General features: G+C 70.2%; 14 protein-coding genes and 1 pseudogene. 7 read left to right on the top strand and 8 right to left on the bottom strand.

What is annotated here, in order from left to right; all coding sequences use genetic code 11:
- Positions 1–59 precede the first annotated feature (59 nt).
- The 4 genes from VLK66_RS01985 to VLK66_RS01970 all read left to right on the top strand — a co-directional run bounded on the left by VLK66_RS01985 (position 60) and on the right by VLK66_RS01970 (position 4,129).
- The gene (locus VLK66_RS01985; protein WP_325307451.1) at positions 60–1,133 is read left to right on the top strand and encodes a VOC family protein; all 1,074 of its coding nucleotides are present in this window, start codon (positions 60–62) and stop codon (positions 1,131–1,133) included.
- A gap of 150 nt (positions 1,134–1,283) precedes the next feature.
- The gene (locus VLK66_RS01980; RefSeq protein WP_325307449.1) at positions 1,284–1,832 is read left to right on the top strand and encodes an NAD(P)H-dependent oxidoreductase; all 549 of its coding nucleotides are present in this window, start codon (positions 1,284–1,286) and stop codon (positions 1,830–1,832) included.
- Positions 1,833–2,450: 618 nt separating this feature from the next.
- On the top strand, positions 2,451–3,830 hold the full coding sequence (gene miaB, locus VLK66_RS01975) for a tRNA (N6-isopentenyl adenosine(37)-C2)-methylthiotransferase MiaB (protein ID WP_325307447.1): 1,380 nt from the start codon (positions 2,451–2,453) through the stop codon (positions 3,828–3,830).
- Entirely contained in the window at positions 3,827–4,129 is a 303-nt protein-coding gene (locus VLK66_RS01970; protein ID WP_325307445.1) for a hypothetical protein, read from the top strand. Before miaB ends, VLK66_RS01970 begins: the two co-directional genes overlap by 4 nt.
- 252 nt (positions 4,130–4,381) lie before the next feature.
- On the opposite strand, the gene VLK66_RS01965 is transcribed toward VLK66_RS01970, so the two are convergent.
- The gene (locus VLK66_RS01965; RefSeq protein WP_325307443.1) at positions 4,382–4,774 is read right to left on the bottom strand and encodes a carboxypeptidase-like regulatory domain-containing protein; all 393 of its coding nucleotides are present in this window, start codon (positions 4,772–4,774) and stop codon (positions 4,382–4,384) included.
- A 119-nt stretch (positions 4,775–4,893) separates the two neighbouring features.
- Between VLK66_RS01965 and VLK66_RS01960 the strand changes: the two genes are divergently transcribed.
- The 3 genes from VLK66_RS01960 to fbp are packed head-to-tail and all read left to right on the top strand — an operon-like array spanning position 4,894 to position 8,683.
- Positions 4,894–7,260 carry a DNA internalization-related competence protein ComEC/Rec2 gene (locus VLK66_RS01960; protein ID WP_325307441.1) on the top strand — a complete coding sequence of 789 codons (2,367 nt, stop codon included), beginning with the start codon at positions 4,894–4,896 and terminating at the stop codon, positions 7,258–7,260.
- Positions 7,257–7,649 (top strand): DUF4157 domain-containing protein, encoded by a 393-nt coding sequence (locus VLK66_RS01955; RefSeq protein ID WP_325307439.1) that lies wholly within the window; start codon positions 7,257–7,259, stop codon positions 7,647–7,649. The genes VLK66_RS01960 and VLK66_RS01955 overlap by 4 nt, the downstream gene beginning before the upstream one ends.
- Positions 7,646–8,683 (top strand): class 1 fructose-bisphosphatase, encoded by a 1,038-nt coding sequence (gene fbp / locus VLK66_RS01950; RefSeq protein WP_325307436.1) that lies wholly within the window; start codon positions 7,646–7,648, stop codon positions 8,681–8,683. Before VLK66_RS01955 ends, fbp begins: the two co-directional genes overlap by 4 nt.
- Positions 8,684–9,175: 492 nt before the next feature.
- On the opposite strand, the gene VLK66_RS01945 is transcribed toward fbp, so the two are convergent.
- From VLK66_RS01945 to VLK66_RS01915, 7 genes and pseudogenes are all read right to left on the bottom strand, one after another.
- On the bottom strand, positions 9,176–9,778 hold the full coding sequence (locus tag VLK66_RS01945) for a L,D-transpeptidase (RefSeq protein WP_325307434.1): 603 nt from the start codon (positions 9,776–9,778) through the stop codon (positions 9,176–9,178).
- A 23-nt stretch (positions 9,779–9,801) separates the two neighbouring features.
- Positions 9,802–10,743, bottom strand: coding sequence for a YihY/virulence factor BrkB family protein (locus VLK66_RS01940; RefSeq protein WP_325307432.1), 942 nt, complete (start codon positions 10,741–10,743; stop codon positions 9,802–9,804).
- Between the two features lie 41 nt (positions 10,744–10,784).
- Positions 10,785–11,303 carry a YtxH domain-containing protein gene (locus VLK66_RS01935; RefSeq protein WP_325307430.1) on the bottom strand — a complete coding sequence of 173 codons (519 nt, stop codon included), beginning with the start codon at positions 11,301–11,303 and terminating at the stop codon, positions 10,785–10,787.
- Between the two features lie 23 nt (positions 11,304–11,326).
- Positions 11,327–11,740, bottom strand: coding sequence for a response regulator (locus VLK66_RS01930; protein WP_325307428.1), 414 nt, complete (start codon positions 11,738–11,740; stop codon positions 11,327–11,329).
- Positions 11,741–12,427: 687 nt separating this feature from the next.
- A complete protein-coding gene (locus tag VLK66_RS01925; protein ID WP_325307426.1) occupies positions 12,428–13,792 on the bottom strand; it encodes a sigma-54 dependent transcriptional regulator in 1,365 nt (454 codons plus the stop codon).
- Between the two features lie 205 nt (positions 13,793–13,997).
- Complete coding sequence (locus VLK66_RS01920; RefSeq protein WP_325307423.1) at positions 13,998–14,723, bottom strand: histidine kinase dimerization/phospho-acceptor domain-containing protein; 726 nt, start codon at positions 14,721–14,723, stop codon at positions 13,998–14,000.
- Positions 14,724–15,473: 750 nt separating this feature from the next.
- Positions 15,474–15,956: pseudogene (locus VLK66_RS01915) on the bottom strand (aldolase); the annotation flags it as partial.

The following is a 15,956-nucleotide window of genomic DNA, read 5'->3' as shown; positions in this document are numbered from 1 at the left end:
AAGATCCGGCGAACACACTGTAGGTCAGTATCTCAGCACTGAGAATTAAAGGGGAGGGGATGATGGAATCGTTGGCCACGAGCGGGCTGCACCACGTGACCATGGTGTCGGCGAACGCGCAGCGCACGCTGGACTTCTACCGCAGCGTGCTGGGGCTGGGGCTGGTGAAGCGCACCGTCAACTTCGACGATCCCGGCTCGTACCACCTGTACTTCGGCGATCCCGTGGGGAGCCCGGGGACGCTGCTGACCTTCTTCGAGTGGCCGCACGCGCCGCGCGGGCGCTGGGGGATCGGCGGAGTGCACCACGTGGCCATGGGCGTGGCGACCGACGACGGGCTGCTGAAGTGGAAGCGGCGGCTGACCGACGCGGGCGTGCCGGTGAGCGGGCCGTACGACCGGCGCTGGTTCCACAGCATCTACTTCTCCGATCCCGACGGGCAGATCCTGGAGATCGCGACGAAGGGGCCCGGCTACACGCTCGACGAGCCGGCGGACGCGCTGGGGCGGCAGATCATCATCCCCGGCGAGGGGAACCTGCGCGGGCACCGCGACGAGGCGGCCATCCACGCGCGCACCTGGCCCGAGCCGGTGCCGGAGATCACGCCCGACATGGCGCTGGGCGGGATGCACCACATCTCCGCCATCACCCGCGACGTGGAGGAGGCGAACGACTTCCTGGAGCGCGCGCTGGGGTTGCGGCTCATCAAGAAGACGGTGAACCAGGACGCGCCGGACATTCCGCACTGGTTCTGGGGGAGCTACGATGGGCAGTCGGTGGCGCCGCACAGCGCGTTCACGCTCTTCGGCTTCCCGAAGAACGGGAAGTGGGCGCAGGGCGGCGTGGGGCAGACGCACCACGTGGCGTTCCGCGCCAGGAGCGACGAGCAGCAGGCGGAGTGGCGCGACCACCTGCTGAGCCTGGGCGTGAGCGTGAGCCCGGTGATGGACCGCGACTACTTCCGCAGCATCTACTTCCGCATGCCCGACGGGCTGCTGCTGGAGATCGCCACCGACGGCCCCGGCTTCCTGGTCGACGAGCCGCGCGAGACGCTGGGCACGGAACTGCGCGTCCCGGCGTGGATGGCGGATCAGCGGGAGGAGATCGAGGCGGGGCTGGAGGTATTGAGGTAAGAAGAAAAGAAGTCCTAAGTGCTAAGTGCCAAGTCCTAAGTGAAAAGACTCAGCACTCAGCACTCAGCACTCAGCACTCAGCACTTAGGACTTAGGACTTAGGACTTAGGACTTAGGACTATCCATTCACCCTCCATCCGGAGCTATCCGATGAAAGTCCTGGGATTCGCGGGAAGCCTGCGCGAGGCGTCGTACAACCGCGCGCTGCTGCGTGCCGCGAAGGAGCTGGCGCCCGCTGGGATGGAGATCGAGATCTTCGACATCGGCGGGATCCCGCTGTACAACGAGGACGTGGAGCGCGCCGGCGTTCCCGCGGCGGTGGAGGAGTTCCGCGCCGCCATCCGCTCCGCCGACGCGATCCTCGTCGCCGTGCCCGAGTACAACCACGGCGTGCCGGGCGTGCTGAAGAACGCCATCGACTGGGCCAGCCGCCCGCCCGGCCAGTCGGCGCTGAACGGGAAGCCCGCCGCGCTCTTCGGCGCCTCGCCGGGGCAGACGGGCACGGCGCGCGCGCAGACGCAGCTGCGCGGCTCGTTCGTCTTCACCAACACGCCCGCGCTGCCGCAGCCGGAGGTGCTCGTCTTCCGCGCGCACGAAAAGTTCGACGCCGAGGGCCGCCTCACCGACGAGGCCACCCGCGTCTGGGTCGGCAAGCTCCTCGAGGCGCTGCAAGACTGGGCCACGCGCCTGGCGCGGTAGGATTTGGGTCAGCGGAGAACACCCCCCTCAGGAGACGTCATCCTGAGTCGAAAACCGCGCTTCGCGCGACCACGGAGGATGAAAGGAGATCGGCCGTGAGCACCGGGGCGGCGGAGTGAGCGGATCAGCCTCGCGCAGTTTGCGAGGCTTCCCGTAGTTGTTGCTGCGACTTCAGTCGCCGGTGACCGGCTGCGCCCGCGCACTTTCTATTCAGGCCGGCCACGCCGCAACCGGTGTTCACGCAAGAATTTGCAGGCCGAAGGATCTATAGCCAGCCGACGCGCGTGAGTCTCGGAATCGCACCAGAGCCATCGGTGCGTTTCCCCGAATCACGTGCGGGACGGGCGATAGTCCTTCGGCCTGCCAACGCCTGCGCATGCCCCGTCACGGGGTGGCCGGCCTGAACAGAAAATCATCGCGCCAGTTGTTGCTGCGTAATGCGATCTGAGTTTCTCACCTCCCTGGACGCGCGCCAGCGCGGGGACGACTCAGGATGACGTCCGAGGGCGTGCGTGAGCACGGAGCTGCGCCTGGGCCCGCCGCGTTGAACCCCGCGGGCGCTCGGGTGTACGCAGGCGGTTCTCGCCCAGCCTTGTTTTGCAGGACCTGACCGATCCCATGAAGAAAGCCTACATCGAGACGTACGGGTGCCAGATGAACATCAGCGACAGCGAGCTGATGGCCGGCATCCTGGCGGAGCAGGGGTTCGTGTCCACCGACACCCCCGACGACGCCGACGTCATCCTGGTGAACACCTGCGCCATCCGCGACCACGCCGAGCAGCGCGTGATCGGCCGGGTGGGGCAGCTGCAGCAGTTCCGCCGCGGCGGCGCCGTGGTGGGCGTCACCGGGTGCATGGCGCAGCGCATGGGCGAGTCGCTGCTGGGCCGCGCCGGCGGCGTGGACCTGGTGATGGGCCCCGACGCCTACCGCCAGCTCCCGCAGAAGCTGGCCGACGTGTCCGCCCGCCGCACGCCGCCCCCGGCGCTGCCGCTGGCGCACGGCACGCACGCCCCGCAGCAGCCCCGCGGCCTCACCGTGCTGGGCTTCGATCCGCACGAGAACTACGAGGGCGTGGCCGCGAAGCGCGTCTCGGCCGTCTCGGCGTGGGTGCCCATCCAGCGCGGGTGCAACTACCGCTGCACCTACTGCATCGTCCCCTACGTCCGCGGCGACGAGAAGAACCGCGACCCTCGGGCGATCCTGGCCGAGGTCCGCCAGCTCGCGGCGGACGGCGTGCCCGAGGTGACGCTGCTGGGGCAGACGGTGAACAGCTGGGAGCACGGCGACTGGAGCTTCCCGCGCCTCCTCCGCGAGGTGGCGCGGGTGGACGGGATCCGGCGCGTGCGCTTCACCAGCCCGCACCCCAACGGCTTCACCCGCGAGCTGGTGGAGGTGATGGCGGCGGAGCCCGCCGTCTGCCGGCAGCTCCATCTCCCGGTGCAGGCCGGCCACGACCGCACGCTGAAGCGCATGCTGCGGCGCTACACCGTGGCCGAGTACCTGGAGAAGATCGAGTGGGTGCGCGCGGCCATGCCCGGCATCGCCCTCTCCACCGACGTGATCGTGGCCTTCCCCGGCGAGACCGAGGAGGAGTACGAGGCCACGCTGGAGCTGATGCGCCACGTGCGCTACGACGACGCCTTCCTCTACCGCTACTCCGAGCGCGAGGGAACGCCCGCCACGCGCCTCCCGCGCGACCAGTTCGTTCCCGAGGACATCGGCCAGGCGCGGCTGGAGCGGCTGATCGAGACCCACCGGCAGATCCAGTCCGAGATCTACCACGCCGAGGTGGGGCGCGTGGAAGAGGTGCTGGTGGAGAAGGAGGGCCGGCGCGGCGGCGTGCAGGGGCGCACCGCGGGGAACAAGGTGGTGACCTTCGACGGCCCCGCCTCGCTCATCGGCACCTTCGCCGAGGTGCGGCTGACGGGGACCTCCGGCTCCACCTTCAGCGGTGAGCTGGTGGAGAGCGCCGAGCTGGCGGAGATGGCGGCGTGAAGCCGGCCGGCTGGATCTTCGTCGCCATCGTGGCCGTTCTGGCCGGCATCTTCGCCGTGCTGAACCGCTGGGAGCGGGTCAGCATCAGCCTGGGCATCGTCCGGCTGAACGCCGTTCCGCTCGCCATCGCCCTCTTCGCCGCCTTCCTGCTGGGGATGGCGGCCATGCTCCTCGTCTCGCTCCCGCAGGACCGCCGCACCCGCGACCTCCTCCGCGCCCACGGCCTCCTCGACGCCGCCGATCCCCCGTCTTCCCCCGTCTCCGCCCGTCCCGAGCCTCGCGACGCGTTCGAAGCCTGAGCTGATCTGACGCGGAGACGCAGAGAACTCATCGCGCGCACGGAGCTCTCCGCGTCTCCGCGTCTCCGCGTGAGATCCTGCGATGTTGGGGAGAATCGAGGCAAATTCGTTCCGCGACTCCGTTTACCTGAGGTCGCGCGACGCACCGAATGACAACGCCGTGAACGCGGGGCTTGCCCCGAGCGTTCACGGCGTTTATCGTCTCGCGCTTCCGTTTACATTGCGCCGCCGCGTTCCGGGCGGCGCGCGTGCTCAGGGCACGGTCGTGGTGCTCTGCAGGTTGAACGTTACGCCCGTGGTGGCGCCGTCGGTCACCGTCACGGTGCGCGTGGCCGTCTGCCCCGCCACCAGCGCGAAGCCGAGCGGCACCTGCACCGCCACCGAGTAGGTGGACGACGGCACGCTGGTAAAGGTGAACACGCCCGCGCCGTTGGTCACCGTGGAGTCCTGCCCCACCAGGATCACGGAAACGCCGCCCGCGCCCGCGCCGTCCTCGGTCACCTGGCCCTGGATGGTGCCCACGCCGGCCGCGCCGCCGCCGTTGCGGCCGAACTCGCTGCCGGTGAAGGCGTTGGCCCCATCGCACGCGGCGGCGGCGAGCACGGTGCACGCGGCCGCGATCCCGAGCTTCAAGCGCACTCGCATCTCGCACCTCCGGTTCATCACCCTCCACCGGCCCGGACGGGCCGTCAGGAGCCGCGCATGCAACCGCCGCGCCATCTGCGTCCGCCGCATCTGCATCGTCCGCAAGGAGTTGAAGGGAGATGACGGCGCTCCGCATCCCCCTCGTCTCCGCCTTCCTCGCCTTTCTGGGCGGGCTCCTCCTCGGCCTGCGGGTGGAGATGGTGCCCGCCTCCGCGGCCCTCGCGGCGGTGCTCGTCCTCGCCGCCGCCGCGCTCCACCGTCCCGTGACGGGGATGGCGATGCCGCGCCGGGCCACGCACGCCGCCCTCCTCGCCGCGCTGGCGCTGGCGGGCGCGGGGGACGCGGCGCTCGCGCGGAGCGACGCCGCCGGCGACTGCCGCTCGACGCTGGCGGACGGCGCGGCGCTCTCCGTCACCGGCGCGCTCGCGGCCGACTTCGCGCCGCCGCGGGACAGCACCGAGCGCATCCCCCTCCTCCCGCTGCAGGTCGCCCGCGCGTCGGTCCGGGGCCAGTTGGTCGAGAGATGCGACGTCGAGGTGCGCCTCCGCCTCCCGCGCGGCGCCCCCGCCCTCGCCGCGGGGACGGAGCTGCGGGTGATGGGGGAATGGCGGCTCCTTCCCTCCCCCGTGGACCCCAGCCGGTGGCCGGCGGACCCGGCGTACCGCGGCTACGTGCTGGCGCGGACCGCGGCCGTCGCCGCGCCGGCGGCGTTCGCGCGGCACCCGCTGCTCGCGCTCCGCGGCCGCGCCGAGCGGCAGATCCGCCGCCTTTTCCCGCGCAACGCGCCGCTGGCGGACGCGCTGGTGCTGGGCCGGCGCGAGACGCTGGACCGCGCCGTGGCGGACCGCTTCGCCGCGTCGGGGCTGGTGCACCTGCTCGCCATCTCGGGGACGCACGTCGCCCTCGTTGCCGCGGCGCTGATGCTGCTGGCGCGCGTCGTCCGCGTCCGCCGCGACGCCGCCGTGTGGCTCACCATCGTCCTCGTCGCCCTGTACCTGGCGATGATCGGCGCGCCGCCGTCGGCCGTGCGCTCGGGGATCATGACGGCGCTCACGCTGCTCACCCTCGTCCTGCAGCGCCCCTCATCCCCCTTCTCCATCATCGCCGCCGCGGCGTTCGTGATCCTGGCGCTGGAGCCGATGGCCGCGCTGGACGCCGGGGTGCAGCTCTCCTTCGCGGGCGTGCTGGGGATCCTGGTCCTCCGCCGCGCCATGCTCGACCGCGTCCCCCCGCGTCTCCGCGAGGGAAAGGTGGTGCGGCCGCTGACCGAATCCCTCGTCGTCAGCGTCGCCGCGTTCGTGGCGACGGCACCCATCGCCGCGCACCACTTCGGCCAGGCCGCGCCGGTTTCCATCCTCGCCAATCTCCCCGCCATCCCCCTGAGCAGCCTCGCCCTGGTGGGGATCGGCGCGGCGTGCGCCATCGAGCCGCTGTCGCCCGGCCTGGCGCGGCTGGTGGCGGACGGCGCCTCGCTGGCGATGGACGCGCTGCAGAAGATCGTGGACGTCGCCGCCGCCGTCCCCGGCGGGCACGCGGCAGTGGCCCGGCCGGCGTGGTGGCTCTGGGCCGCGGCGGCGCTGGCCTTTCTCCTCGCGCTGGAGTGGTCGGCGCGGATGCGGCAGCGCGTCCGCTGGGCCGTGGCCCCCGCCGCCGCGGGCACCGTCTTCCTCCTCCTCCCGCTCGCCGCCGCCCCCGCGCGCGGGCTGGAGATCGTGATCCTCGACGTCGGCCAGGGAGACGCCATCGCGCTGCACACGCCGGGCGACCGCTGGGTGCTGGTGGACGCGGGCCCGGCGGACGAGCACTTCGATGCCGGCGCGCGGCGCGTCCTCCCCTATCTCCGCGCGCACGGGGCGCGGCGGGTGGAGGCGATGGTGCTCACGCACCCGCACGTGGACCACATCGGCGGCGCGCCCGCGGTGATGCGGGGGATGCCGGTGGAGCGGCTGATCGACCCCGGGCTGGCCTTCGGGACGCCGCAGTATCTCGGCGTCCTCGCGGTGGCCGAATCGACCCACGTGCACTGGGCTGCGGCACGGCAGGACCGTGCTTTGCGGATCGACGGGGTGGAACTGACGTTCCTGTGGCCCGCTGCGGACGTTCTTGACGCGCCCGCGGACGCGAACGACATTTCGGCCGTGGTCGAGCTCCGCTATGGGGCGTTCTCCATGCTGCTTACGGGCGATGCGCCGGACTTCGTGGAGCACGCGCTGGTGGCGCGCTACGGCGACCGGCTGCGCTCGGCGGTGCTGAAGGCGGGGCACCACGGGAGCCGCACCGCCTCGTCGCAGGAGCTGCTGGAGACGGTTCGCCCCGCGCTGGCCGTGATCTCCTGCGGCCGCCGCAACCGCTACGGACACCCCGCCCCCGAGACCGTCGCCCGCCTCCGCTCCGACGGCATCGACGTGGCGCGGACGGACCTGGACGGCACGGTGACGATCGACGTCGACCCGGGCGGACGCAGCTGGCATCGGGAGACGCAGTGAAGCTGCTGTCGCGGATCGCCGATGGGGTGATCGGAAGGGAAGTACCGGCGGGCGAGCTTCCGGGCGCGCCGCTCCCGCCGGGGGTGAAGGTGCGGCGCAACCGGTGGATCCCGCGGATCGGCGGGGTCACGGGGCGGATGAAGGGGCACGCCGCCGCGGTCACGCTGGGCGGAACGATCCTGGTCCACCCCGACGTGGAGATCGACGAGGGGCTGCTGGTGCACGAGCTGGTGCACGTGGAGCAGTGGCGGGCGGACAGGCTGTTCGCGGTGAAGTACGTGGCGGAGTGGGTGCGCCGCGGTTACATGGGCAACCGCTACGAGGTCGAGGCCTACGAGCGGGAACGGCGCTACCGCGCGGACCCGAAGAAAACGGCGAGGAATCCGTGAGCAGCAAGGGCATCATCACCATCGAGCGCCACATCATCGAGGCCGAGCGGCAGTTTCCCGAGGCCACGGGCGCATTCAGCAACATCCTGTACGACATCGCCTTCGCGGCGAAGATGATCGGCAAGGAGGTGCGGCGCGCCGGCCTGGCCGACGTGCTGGGGTACACCGGCGAGGTGAACGTGCAGGGCGAGGAGGTGCGCAAGCTGGACGAGTACGCACACGAGGTGCTGTTCAAGGCGCTGGACCACACCGGCCACCTGTGCGGGATGGCGTCGGAAGAGGTCGAGGACTTCATCCCCATCCCCGACCGCTTTCCCACCGGCAACTACTCGGTGGTCTTCGACCCGCTCGACGGCTCGTCGAACATCGACGCCAACGTCTCGGTGGGCACCATCTTCTCGGTGCAGCGCAAGGTGAGCGACCACCCGCGCGGCTGCGTGGACGACTGCCTGCAGCCCGGCTACAAGCAGGTGGCGGCCGGCTACGTGGTCTACGGCTCGTCGACCATGCTGGTGTACACCACGGGGAACGGGGTGCACGGCTTCACCCTGGAGCCGTCGATCGGCGAGTTCCTGCTGTCGCACCCGCACATGTGCATTCCCGAGAAGGGGCAGCGCATCTACAGCGTGAACGAGGGCAACTACTCGCGCTGGAGCGCCGGGCAGCGGCGGATGGTGGACTGGATGAAGGGCGCCACGCCCGACAACCCCAGGCCGTTCTCGTCGCGCTACATCGGGTCGCTGGTGGCCGACTTCCACCGCAACCTGCTGTACGGCGGGCTGTTCATGTACCCGGCCGACGTGAAGAACCCCAACGGCAAGCTGCGGCTGCTGTACGAGGCCGCGCCGCTGGCCATGATCGTGGAGCACGCGGGCGGGAAAGCGACGGACGGGCAACGCAGGATCATGGAGATCGAGCCCGAGTCGCTGCACCAGCGCACCCCGCTCTTCATCGGCACCAGCGAGTACGTGGACCTCGCGGCCAGGTTCCTGGCCGAGGAGACGGTGGAAGAGCCCGCGCTCGCCGGCGTCTGACGCCACGCCAGCAGGTCGAAGCCACGAGCCCCGGCCGTCATCGCGACGGCCGGGGCTCGGTTGGTTTTCAGCGTCGGATCGGCGATGCCGGCTGGCGATTCTTTGCGTCGTCAGCTACATCGCGTGCTCCGGCACCGCGCCCTCTCCGGCCGGCCTAGGCCGTCCACCTCTCCCGTACCGGGAGAGGTAGCTGGACCGGCATCCCCGGCACGGGGAAGTATTGGCGCAAGCATAGTTTGCAGGCCGCGCCGATGGTTTGGCCGCCCCCCTCGCCCGGAACGGGAGAGGGCGAGCGCTCCAAGGCGCGGGGAGAGGGCGCGAGGCGTCGGAAACGCACCGAAGCCTCGGCATGCACCACCCGGCACTCAGCACTCGGCACTCGGCACTCGGCACTCGGCACTCAGCACTCAGCACTCAGCACTCAGCACTCAGCACTCAGCACTCAGCACTCAGCACTCAGCACTCAGCACTCAGCACTCAGCACTCAGCACTTCAGTAGATGAACACCGGCGTCCCGACGTCGATCTGGTGGTAGAGATACCGCACCGCCTCGTTCGACATGCGGATGCAGCCGTGCGAGACGTTCTGGCCCAGCAGCTCGGGGTGGTTGGTACCGTGCACCGCGATCCCCTCGCCCAGGTAGAGCGCGGTGGTGCCCAGCATCCCGCGCTCCCAGCGGCGGGGGCTGTCGGCGGGGGGGATGGGCTCCTTGCGCTCGATGTACTGCCAGTCGGGCACGTACCAGCGCGGGTTCTTCTCCTTGCGCTGGATGCGGAACATCCCGCGCGGAGTGGAGAACTCCCACTTCTGCCCGGCCCCCTCCAGCCGCGTTCCCGTCCCCGTGCCGACGACCGACGACCAGAGCACGCGCGACTCCTCCATCAGGTACAGCCGGTGCTCGGCCAGGGAGATCACCACGTACTTCCCCTCCACGTTCACCGGGGGGTCGCGGTAGCGTTCGGCGCCCTCGCCGGCCACGCCGTGCTCCAGCGCCAGCGGCTCCAGCGGCAGCTGCGCCGCCGCCGTCCGCGCGCCGAAAGCCGCCGCGAGCGCCGCGGCGGCGAACGAAACCAGGACCTTCGCAGGAAACTTCATCGTACTCCCGTACTTTCGTACTGTTATTCCAGAAGCTCGCGCTGCAGCCGCCGCATGCGCATCAGGTCGTACACGTGGGCGATCTCGCCGCCCAGTATGAACACCACCGCCGAGTAGTAGATCCACAGCACCAGGATGATGGGCGTCACCAGCACGCCGTACACCTGCTGCCAGCTGCCGGCGTGCAGCACGTAGATGGCGAACAGCCCCTTGAGCAGCTCCCACGCCAGCGAGGTGAACACCGCCGCCACCATCGCCATCCGCCAGGGCGTGCGCCGCTTGGGAAGATAGCGGTAGATGAGCAGGAACATCAGGAAGATGAAGAGGAACGCCAGCAGCCGCGCCCACACCAGCTGCACCGTCTGCATGTCGATCCACCGCGTGCCGATCAGCCGCACCCCCAGGTTCTGCGCCGCGTCCAGGATCACCGTGATCCCGGTGTTCGCCACGAAGAGCGTCCCGGCGACCAGCATCATCTGCAGGTCGAACACCTTCCCCTCCACGATGCCGCGCTCCTCGGGGAGGTCGAAGATCTCCTTCAGCGAGGTGCGCAGCGTGGCGATGAGGCGCGACGAGATCCAGAGGAAGAGCACCAGGCCCACGACCCCGAAGCTGGTGCGCCCGGCCAGCACCGCGTCCACGATCTGGTAGCTGCGGCGGACGACCGACTCGGTGGGGGGGAGGATGGTGACGATGTAGTCGACCGCGGCCTTGCGCGGGTCGGTGACCACGCGCGCCAGCACGATGCCGAAGATCCCCACCAGCATGAGCAGGAAGGGAACGGCCGCGAACAGCACGTCGAAGGCGATACCGCCGGCCAGGAAGAAGATCTCGTCCTCGCCCGCCTTGCGGTACAGGTGGCCCACGAAGTCGCCGCCGTAGCGCGCAAAGCGTGCGAGGGCCGCCACGGCGGCCCTCGGCACGTTCACCCGGCGCATCCAGCGCCTGCGCTCCACGGTAGACATCGCTCAGACCTCGCGGTCGGCGGGCGCGCGTGTCGACCGCATCAGGCCAGGTCGCCCCGGTCCTCCTCGGTGGTGACCTCGGTGACCACGATCTCGGCGCTCGCGGCCGCCGGGCCGGCGTCCGCCTCCTCGCCCGCGTCGCCGCCGTCGCCGTTGCGGCCCAGCGTGCTGCGGTAGGCGCGCTTGGCGTCGTCCACCCGGCGCTGCAGCTCGCCGCGCGCGGTGGCGGCGGCGCCGCGCCCCACGTCCAGCGCGGCGCGGGCCTGCTGCACGCGCGACTCCACCTGCCCGCGCACCCCGCCGATGGCGCCGCCCACGCGGTCGCGGGCGCCCTCCACCCGCGTCATCACCTGGTCGCGCGCGCCGTTCACGCGCCCCTGCACGTCGTCCGCCAGGCGCCGCGCGGCGCCCGCGATCTCGGCCTGCGTCTCGGTGCCCGAGCGCGGGGCCAGCAGCAGCGCCGCCGCGGCGCCCACCAGCGCGCCCAGCAGGAAGGTGCCGGCACCCCCGCCGCCGCGCGTTTCGATCACGAAGGTCGGCAGGTCGTCGTAGTCCGCCATGTGTGGGGTCCGCGGTGGAAGGGTCAGGTCGCGGCGGCCGCGGGAGGGTGCCCGTTGGGGCCGTGCGCGGCCGGGGCCACGGTGCGCTCCAGCGCGTGCCGCAGCCGCTTCAGGTCCACCGGCTTCTGCAGGAAGAAGTCGGCCTCGCGCTTCAGGAGGCGCTCCACCCCGTCGCCGCCGCAGGCGCCGGTGATGACGATGAAGGTGACCGGGTGGGCGGCCTGCGAGCGAACCCGCCGCAGGATCTGCAGCCCGTCGGTGTCGGGAAGGTAGAAGTCGCAGACCACGGTGTCGGGGCGGAACTCGCTCAGCCGCCGCATCCCCGATTCGCCGTTCTCGGCCGACGCGACCGTGTAGCCCTCTTCGGAAAGCAGGCTCTCCAGCGCTTCGCGCGCACCCGGCTCGTCTTCGATGACCAGAATACGTTGTGCAGCCATTGCCCTGCAACCTCGGTGCGCGGTCATCCTCCGTCGCTCGTACCCCTGGAAGGGCAATCGGCATGCCACATTCAGGTAAACGAATGTTGTCACCAAAATGCAGCAACCCGCGCCAGATCAAGAAGATCGTGCGGCAAACCTTTGACGTGCTCCGCACCGGCCGAGCGTCACCAGAGGCTCTGATGGAATGCAGGTGAAGCATCGCTGCATCACCGCGGCGCCCGTGGAGCCCTCCCCCCGCGGCTGGGGCCGCGTACCCCCTCCCGATAACGGGAGGGGGTAACTTCGACCGCCTCGCGCGGGCGGTGGCGCACTCGTCGGGCGGTGGTGTGACGCGTGACCCGACCAGGTATCGGCGCCACTCCGCAGGCCACCTCACGCTGAGTTCTCTACTCCCCGCGGGAGCGGGCGGAGGGGCCGGGGGAGGGAGCCGGCAAGGCGGGCAGGATGCATCCCTCCCGGTGCCGAAGCTGTTCTCTCGGTTAGGTCTCCCCCTTCTCCTGCTGTCGGAGAAGGGGGCCGGGGGGATGAGGGTTCCCGGCGCGCAACGCCCCATCGATCTCCATCCAGCCACCGTCCCTGTTGTTGTTGGGCTGTTGGTTGTTGTGGTGGAGATCCGACAAACGACGCGGGCCGCGCCCCCGATGGGAAGCGCGGCCCGCGATCGATCTGTTGCGATGGAGAGGCTTACGCGACTCCGGCCGGCTCCGGCGTTACCGCGCGGTTCAGGCGGTTGCGCAGCTCGTCTTCCTCGATCCCCAGCATGGTGGCGGCGCGCTGGTGGTCGCCGTCCACGAAGGAGAAGGTCTTCAGCACCAGCGTGCGCTCCGCCTGCTCCAGCGGCGTGCCCACCGGAAGGCGGATCTCGCGGTCGTCGCTCTGGATGAGCTCGTGCGCGCGCAGGTCGGCCAGCGAAACGCTGTCGGTGCGGGCCAGGATCACCGCGCGCTCCAGCGCGTTCTTCAGCTCGCGGACGTTGCCCGGCCAGCGGTAGGTGTTGATGAACTCCAGCGCGTCGGCCGAAAAGCCCTTCAGCGGCTTCTGGTTCTCCTCGGCGAAGCGGCGGAGGAAGTGCTCGGCCAGCACGCGCACGTCGCCGCGGCGCTCGCGCAGCGGCGGCAGGGTGAGCGGGATCACGGCCAGGCGGTGGTACAGGTCCTCGCGCAGCTCGCCGCTGTCCAGCGCCTTCTGGATCACCTTGTTGGTGGCGCTCACCACGCGGATGTCCACGTGGATCTCCTTCTTCCCGCCCAGCCGGCGGAACGAGCGCTGCTCCAGCGCGCGCAGCAGCTTCACCTGGATGTCGGCCTCCATCTCGGCCACCTCGTCCAGGAACAGCGTGCCGCCGTCGGCCAGCTCGAAGCACCCGGGCTTCTCGTTGATGGCCCCGGTGAAGGCGCCCTTCTCGTGCCCGAAGAGCTCGTTCTCCAGGATCTCGCGCGGGAAGGCGGCGCAGTTGATGGCGATGAACGGCCCCTTCGCCCGCCCGCTCTTGTCGTGGATGGCGCGGGCGACCAGCTCCTTGCCGGTGCCGCTCTCGCCCACGATGAAGATGCTGGCGGCGCTCGGCGCGGCGGCCTCGATCATCGAGTAGATGTCGCGCATCTCCTCGCTCTGGCCGATCAGGTCGCCGAAGCGGGTGAGGTTCTTGAGCTTCTCCTCGAGCTGCTTGTTGGCCTGCTTCACCCGGAAGGCGTCGACCGCCTTGGGGAGAAGGGCCTTCAGCCGCTCGATGTTCAGCGGCTTCTCCAGGTAGTCGTAGGCGCCCTGCCGCATGGCCTGCACGGCGGTGTCCACGCTGGCCGAGCCGGTGATGATGATCATCTCGCTGGGGATCCCGGCCTCGCGCATGCGGCGGAACAGCTCCAGCCCGTCCATCTCCGGCATGCGCAGGTCGGCCAGCACCACGCCGTATCCGCCCTGGCTCACCATCTCCCACGCCTTCTTGCCGTCGGTGGCGGTGTCGACCTCGAAGCCGTCGTCGGCCAGGAGCATCTGCAAACCGTCGACGATGTGCCGCTCGTCGTCCGCGACCAGGATCTTTTCTGCCATTGCCGGCCGTGTGTTCCGGGGGTGGTTTTTCAGTGTGCCAGATGTGAAGTATACCTATACCCAACGCCGCCGAAAAGGGTCAACCCGTTGCGGCGGCTGGACCTGCGGAAGTCCTGAGTGCTAAGTCCTAAGTGCTGAGTGGCAAGCGGTTGGGCGCCCCACCAAGGATGGGCGATCAGGTCACTCAGGACTCAGGACTTGGGACTTAGGACTTGTTCGCCAGCGGCAGCGCGAACACCAGCGCGGGCGCGCCCGCCGCCTCGCGTGCCTCCACGCGCCCGCCCACCGCCTCGGCCAGCGCGTGCGCGGCGGCCATGCGGGGCGACGGGTCGCCGCAGAGCGCGGCCACCACGCGGCCGCTGTCGGCCAGCGCCAAGCGGCTCTCGCCGTTCTCCTCGGCCACCGAGATGCACAGGGTGCCGCCGCGCTGCATGCGGTCCATGACCTCGAGCACCAGGTTCAGGATCACCTGGCGGCTGGGCTCACGGGGCACGTGCACGCGCGCCATCCCCCCCTCGGGGCGGTACTCCACCTGGATGTCGTGGTGGCGCGCCTCGAGCTGGATGAGCTCCATCACCTCCTCGGCCAGCTCGTTCAGCGTGGTGTTCTCGGCGCCGCGCCCGGGGCGCGACAGGCGCAGCAGCAGCTCGATGCGCCGGTTCACCCGCTCCAGCTCGCCCGCCAGCACGCCGATGTAGCGCTGCACCTCTTCGGCCGCGTCGGCGCGGGCCACGCGGCGCTTGAGCACCTCCAGGTTGATGACCATGGAGTGCAGCGGGTTCTTGATCTCGTGGGCCAGGTCGTCGGCCAGGCGCTCCAGCAGGTCGAGCTTGTTGGCGCGCAGGGCCAGCCCGTCCGCGGCGTCGGGGCCGGGAGGGTGGGGGGGCGCGCCGGCGCCGGCCGGGTGAAGGCTGGGGGTCTCGGTGATCACGGATCTCGGGTGTACGGCGTCCCGTGGCCGCGCACCGGTGGGTGCCGCGGCCCGAACGTCGTCGTCAGTCTGGCTTCAGGGAATCCGGGCCGTCTCCATCAAACGCCCGTTCACCTGACGCGGGCGTTCCAAGTGCCCGGTAGCACAAACCGTTCCCACGGAAGCATCCTTTTCCCGCGCGGAGACACGGAGACCCGGGGCTCATGGAAGGCGATCGGTGGCGGGAGCGGGCGTGGCATGCACGGACGGCATCCCTCGATCTCGCGTGGAGACTCGGAGCCGCGGAGAGCTCATACCAGCTTCGGGATCGATCGTGTAAGCCGGCGCACGTGCAGCCTCACGTATAGATCCTTCGGCCTGCAACCGCTCGTGCAGCGGCAACGACGGTGTGGGCGGCCCGCCTGAATAGAAGGTTCCGCGCGCAGCCGGTCACCGGCGACTGAAGTCGCAGCAACAACTACGGGAAGCCTCGCAAACTGCGCGAGGCTGATCCGCTCATTCTGTGGCATCAGCGCTCACGACCAATCTCCTTTCATCCCCCGTGGTCGCGCGCAGCGCGGTGTTCGACTCAGGATGACGTCTCTCCGTTTGTATACAGAGATAATTACCAGACCCGCTTCATCCGCCCGCACGAACCCCCCCGCGTCTCCGCGTGAGGTCCGGGGATGATGAAGGAACGGGCGGACCCAGTCGCGGCCCGCCCGTTCTCATCTTCTTCCCCGAATCTCCCGTGCTTCAGGGAGATGACGATCAGTCCGACAGGTCCCAGTCGTCGGCGGCGGCCTTCATGCGCATGGCGGCCGGGCCGGTGCGGCGGATCTCGGGAATGGAGACGATGCGCTGCACCATCTCCTGCGTGCCGTCCACCCGCAGCTGGCGGAAAAGGAAGGCGAAGGTCTCGCGCAGCACCGCGCGCACCTTCTCGCGGTCGCCCTCGGGCAGCTCCCACAGCTCGCGCTTGAACGCGCCCAGCGCCTTCTTGCGCGCCTTGTAGATGAACTGCTCTTCGGTGTCGCTGGGCTTCCGCTCGTCGGGGAAGTTCTGGCGGCAGTGCTCGTACATCCGGTCGCGCAGCTCGGACGGGATGTTGTCGTACAGCAGGTTCTGGAAGTTGGTGGCCAGGTGGATCTCGGCCGTCTCCACGTCGGGGAAGGTGCCGAACGCGCTCTGCGGCAGCGTGCTGGCGCCGTGCTGCACCGCGCCGGACAGCCCGTACTCGCTGCGCGAGATCTC

The organism is Longimicrobium sp., from assembly GCF_035474595.1.
Taxonomy (GTDB): Bacteria; Gemmatimonadota; Gemmatimonadetes; order Longimicrobiales; family Longimicrobiaceae; genus Longimicrobium.
This window is presented reverse-complemented; position numbering and strand designations above follow the sequence as displayed.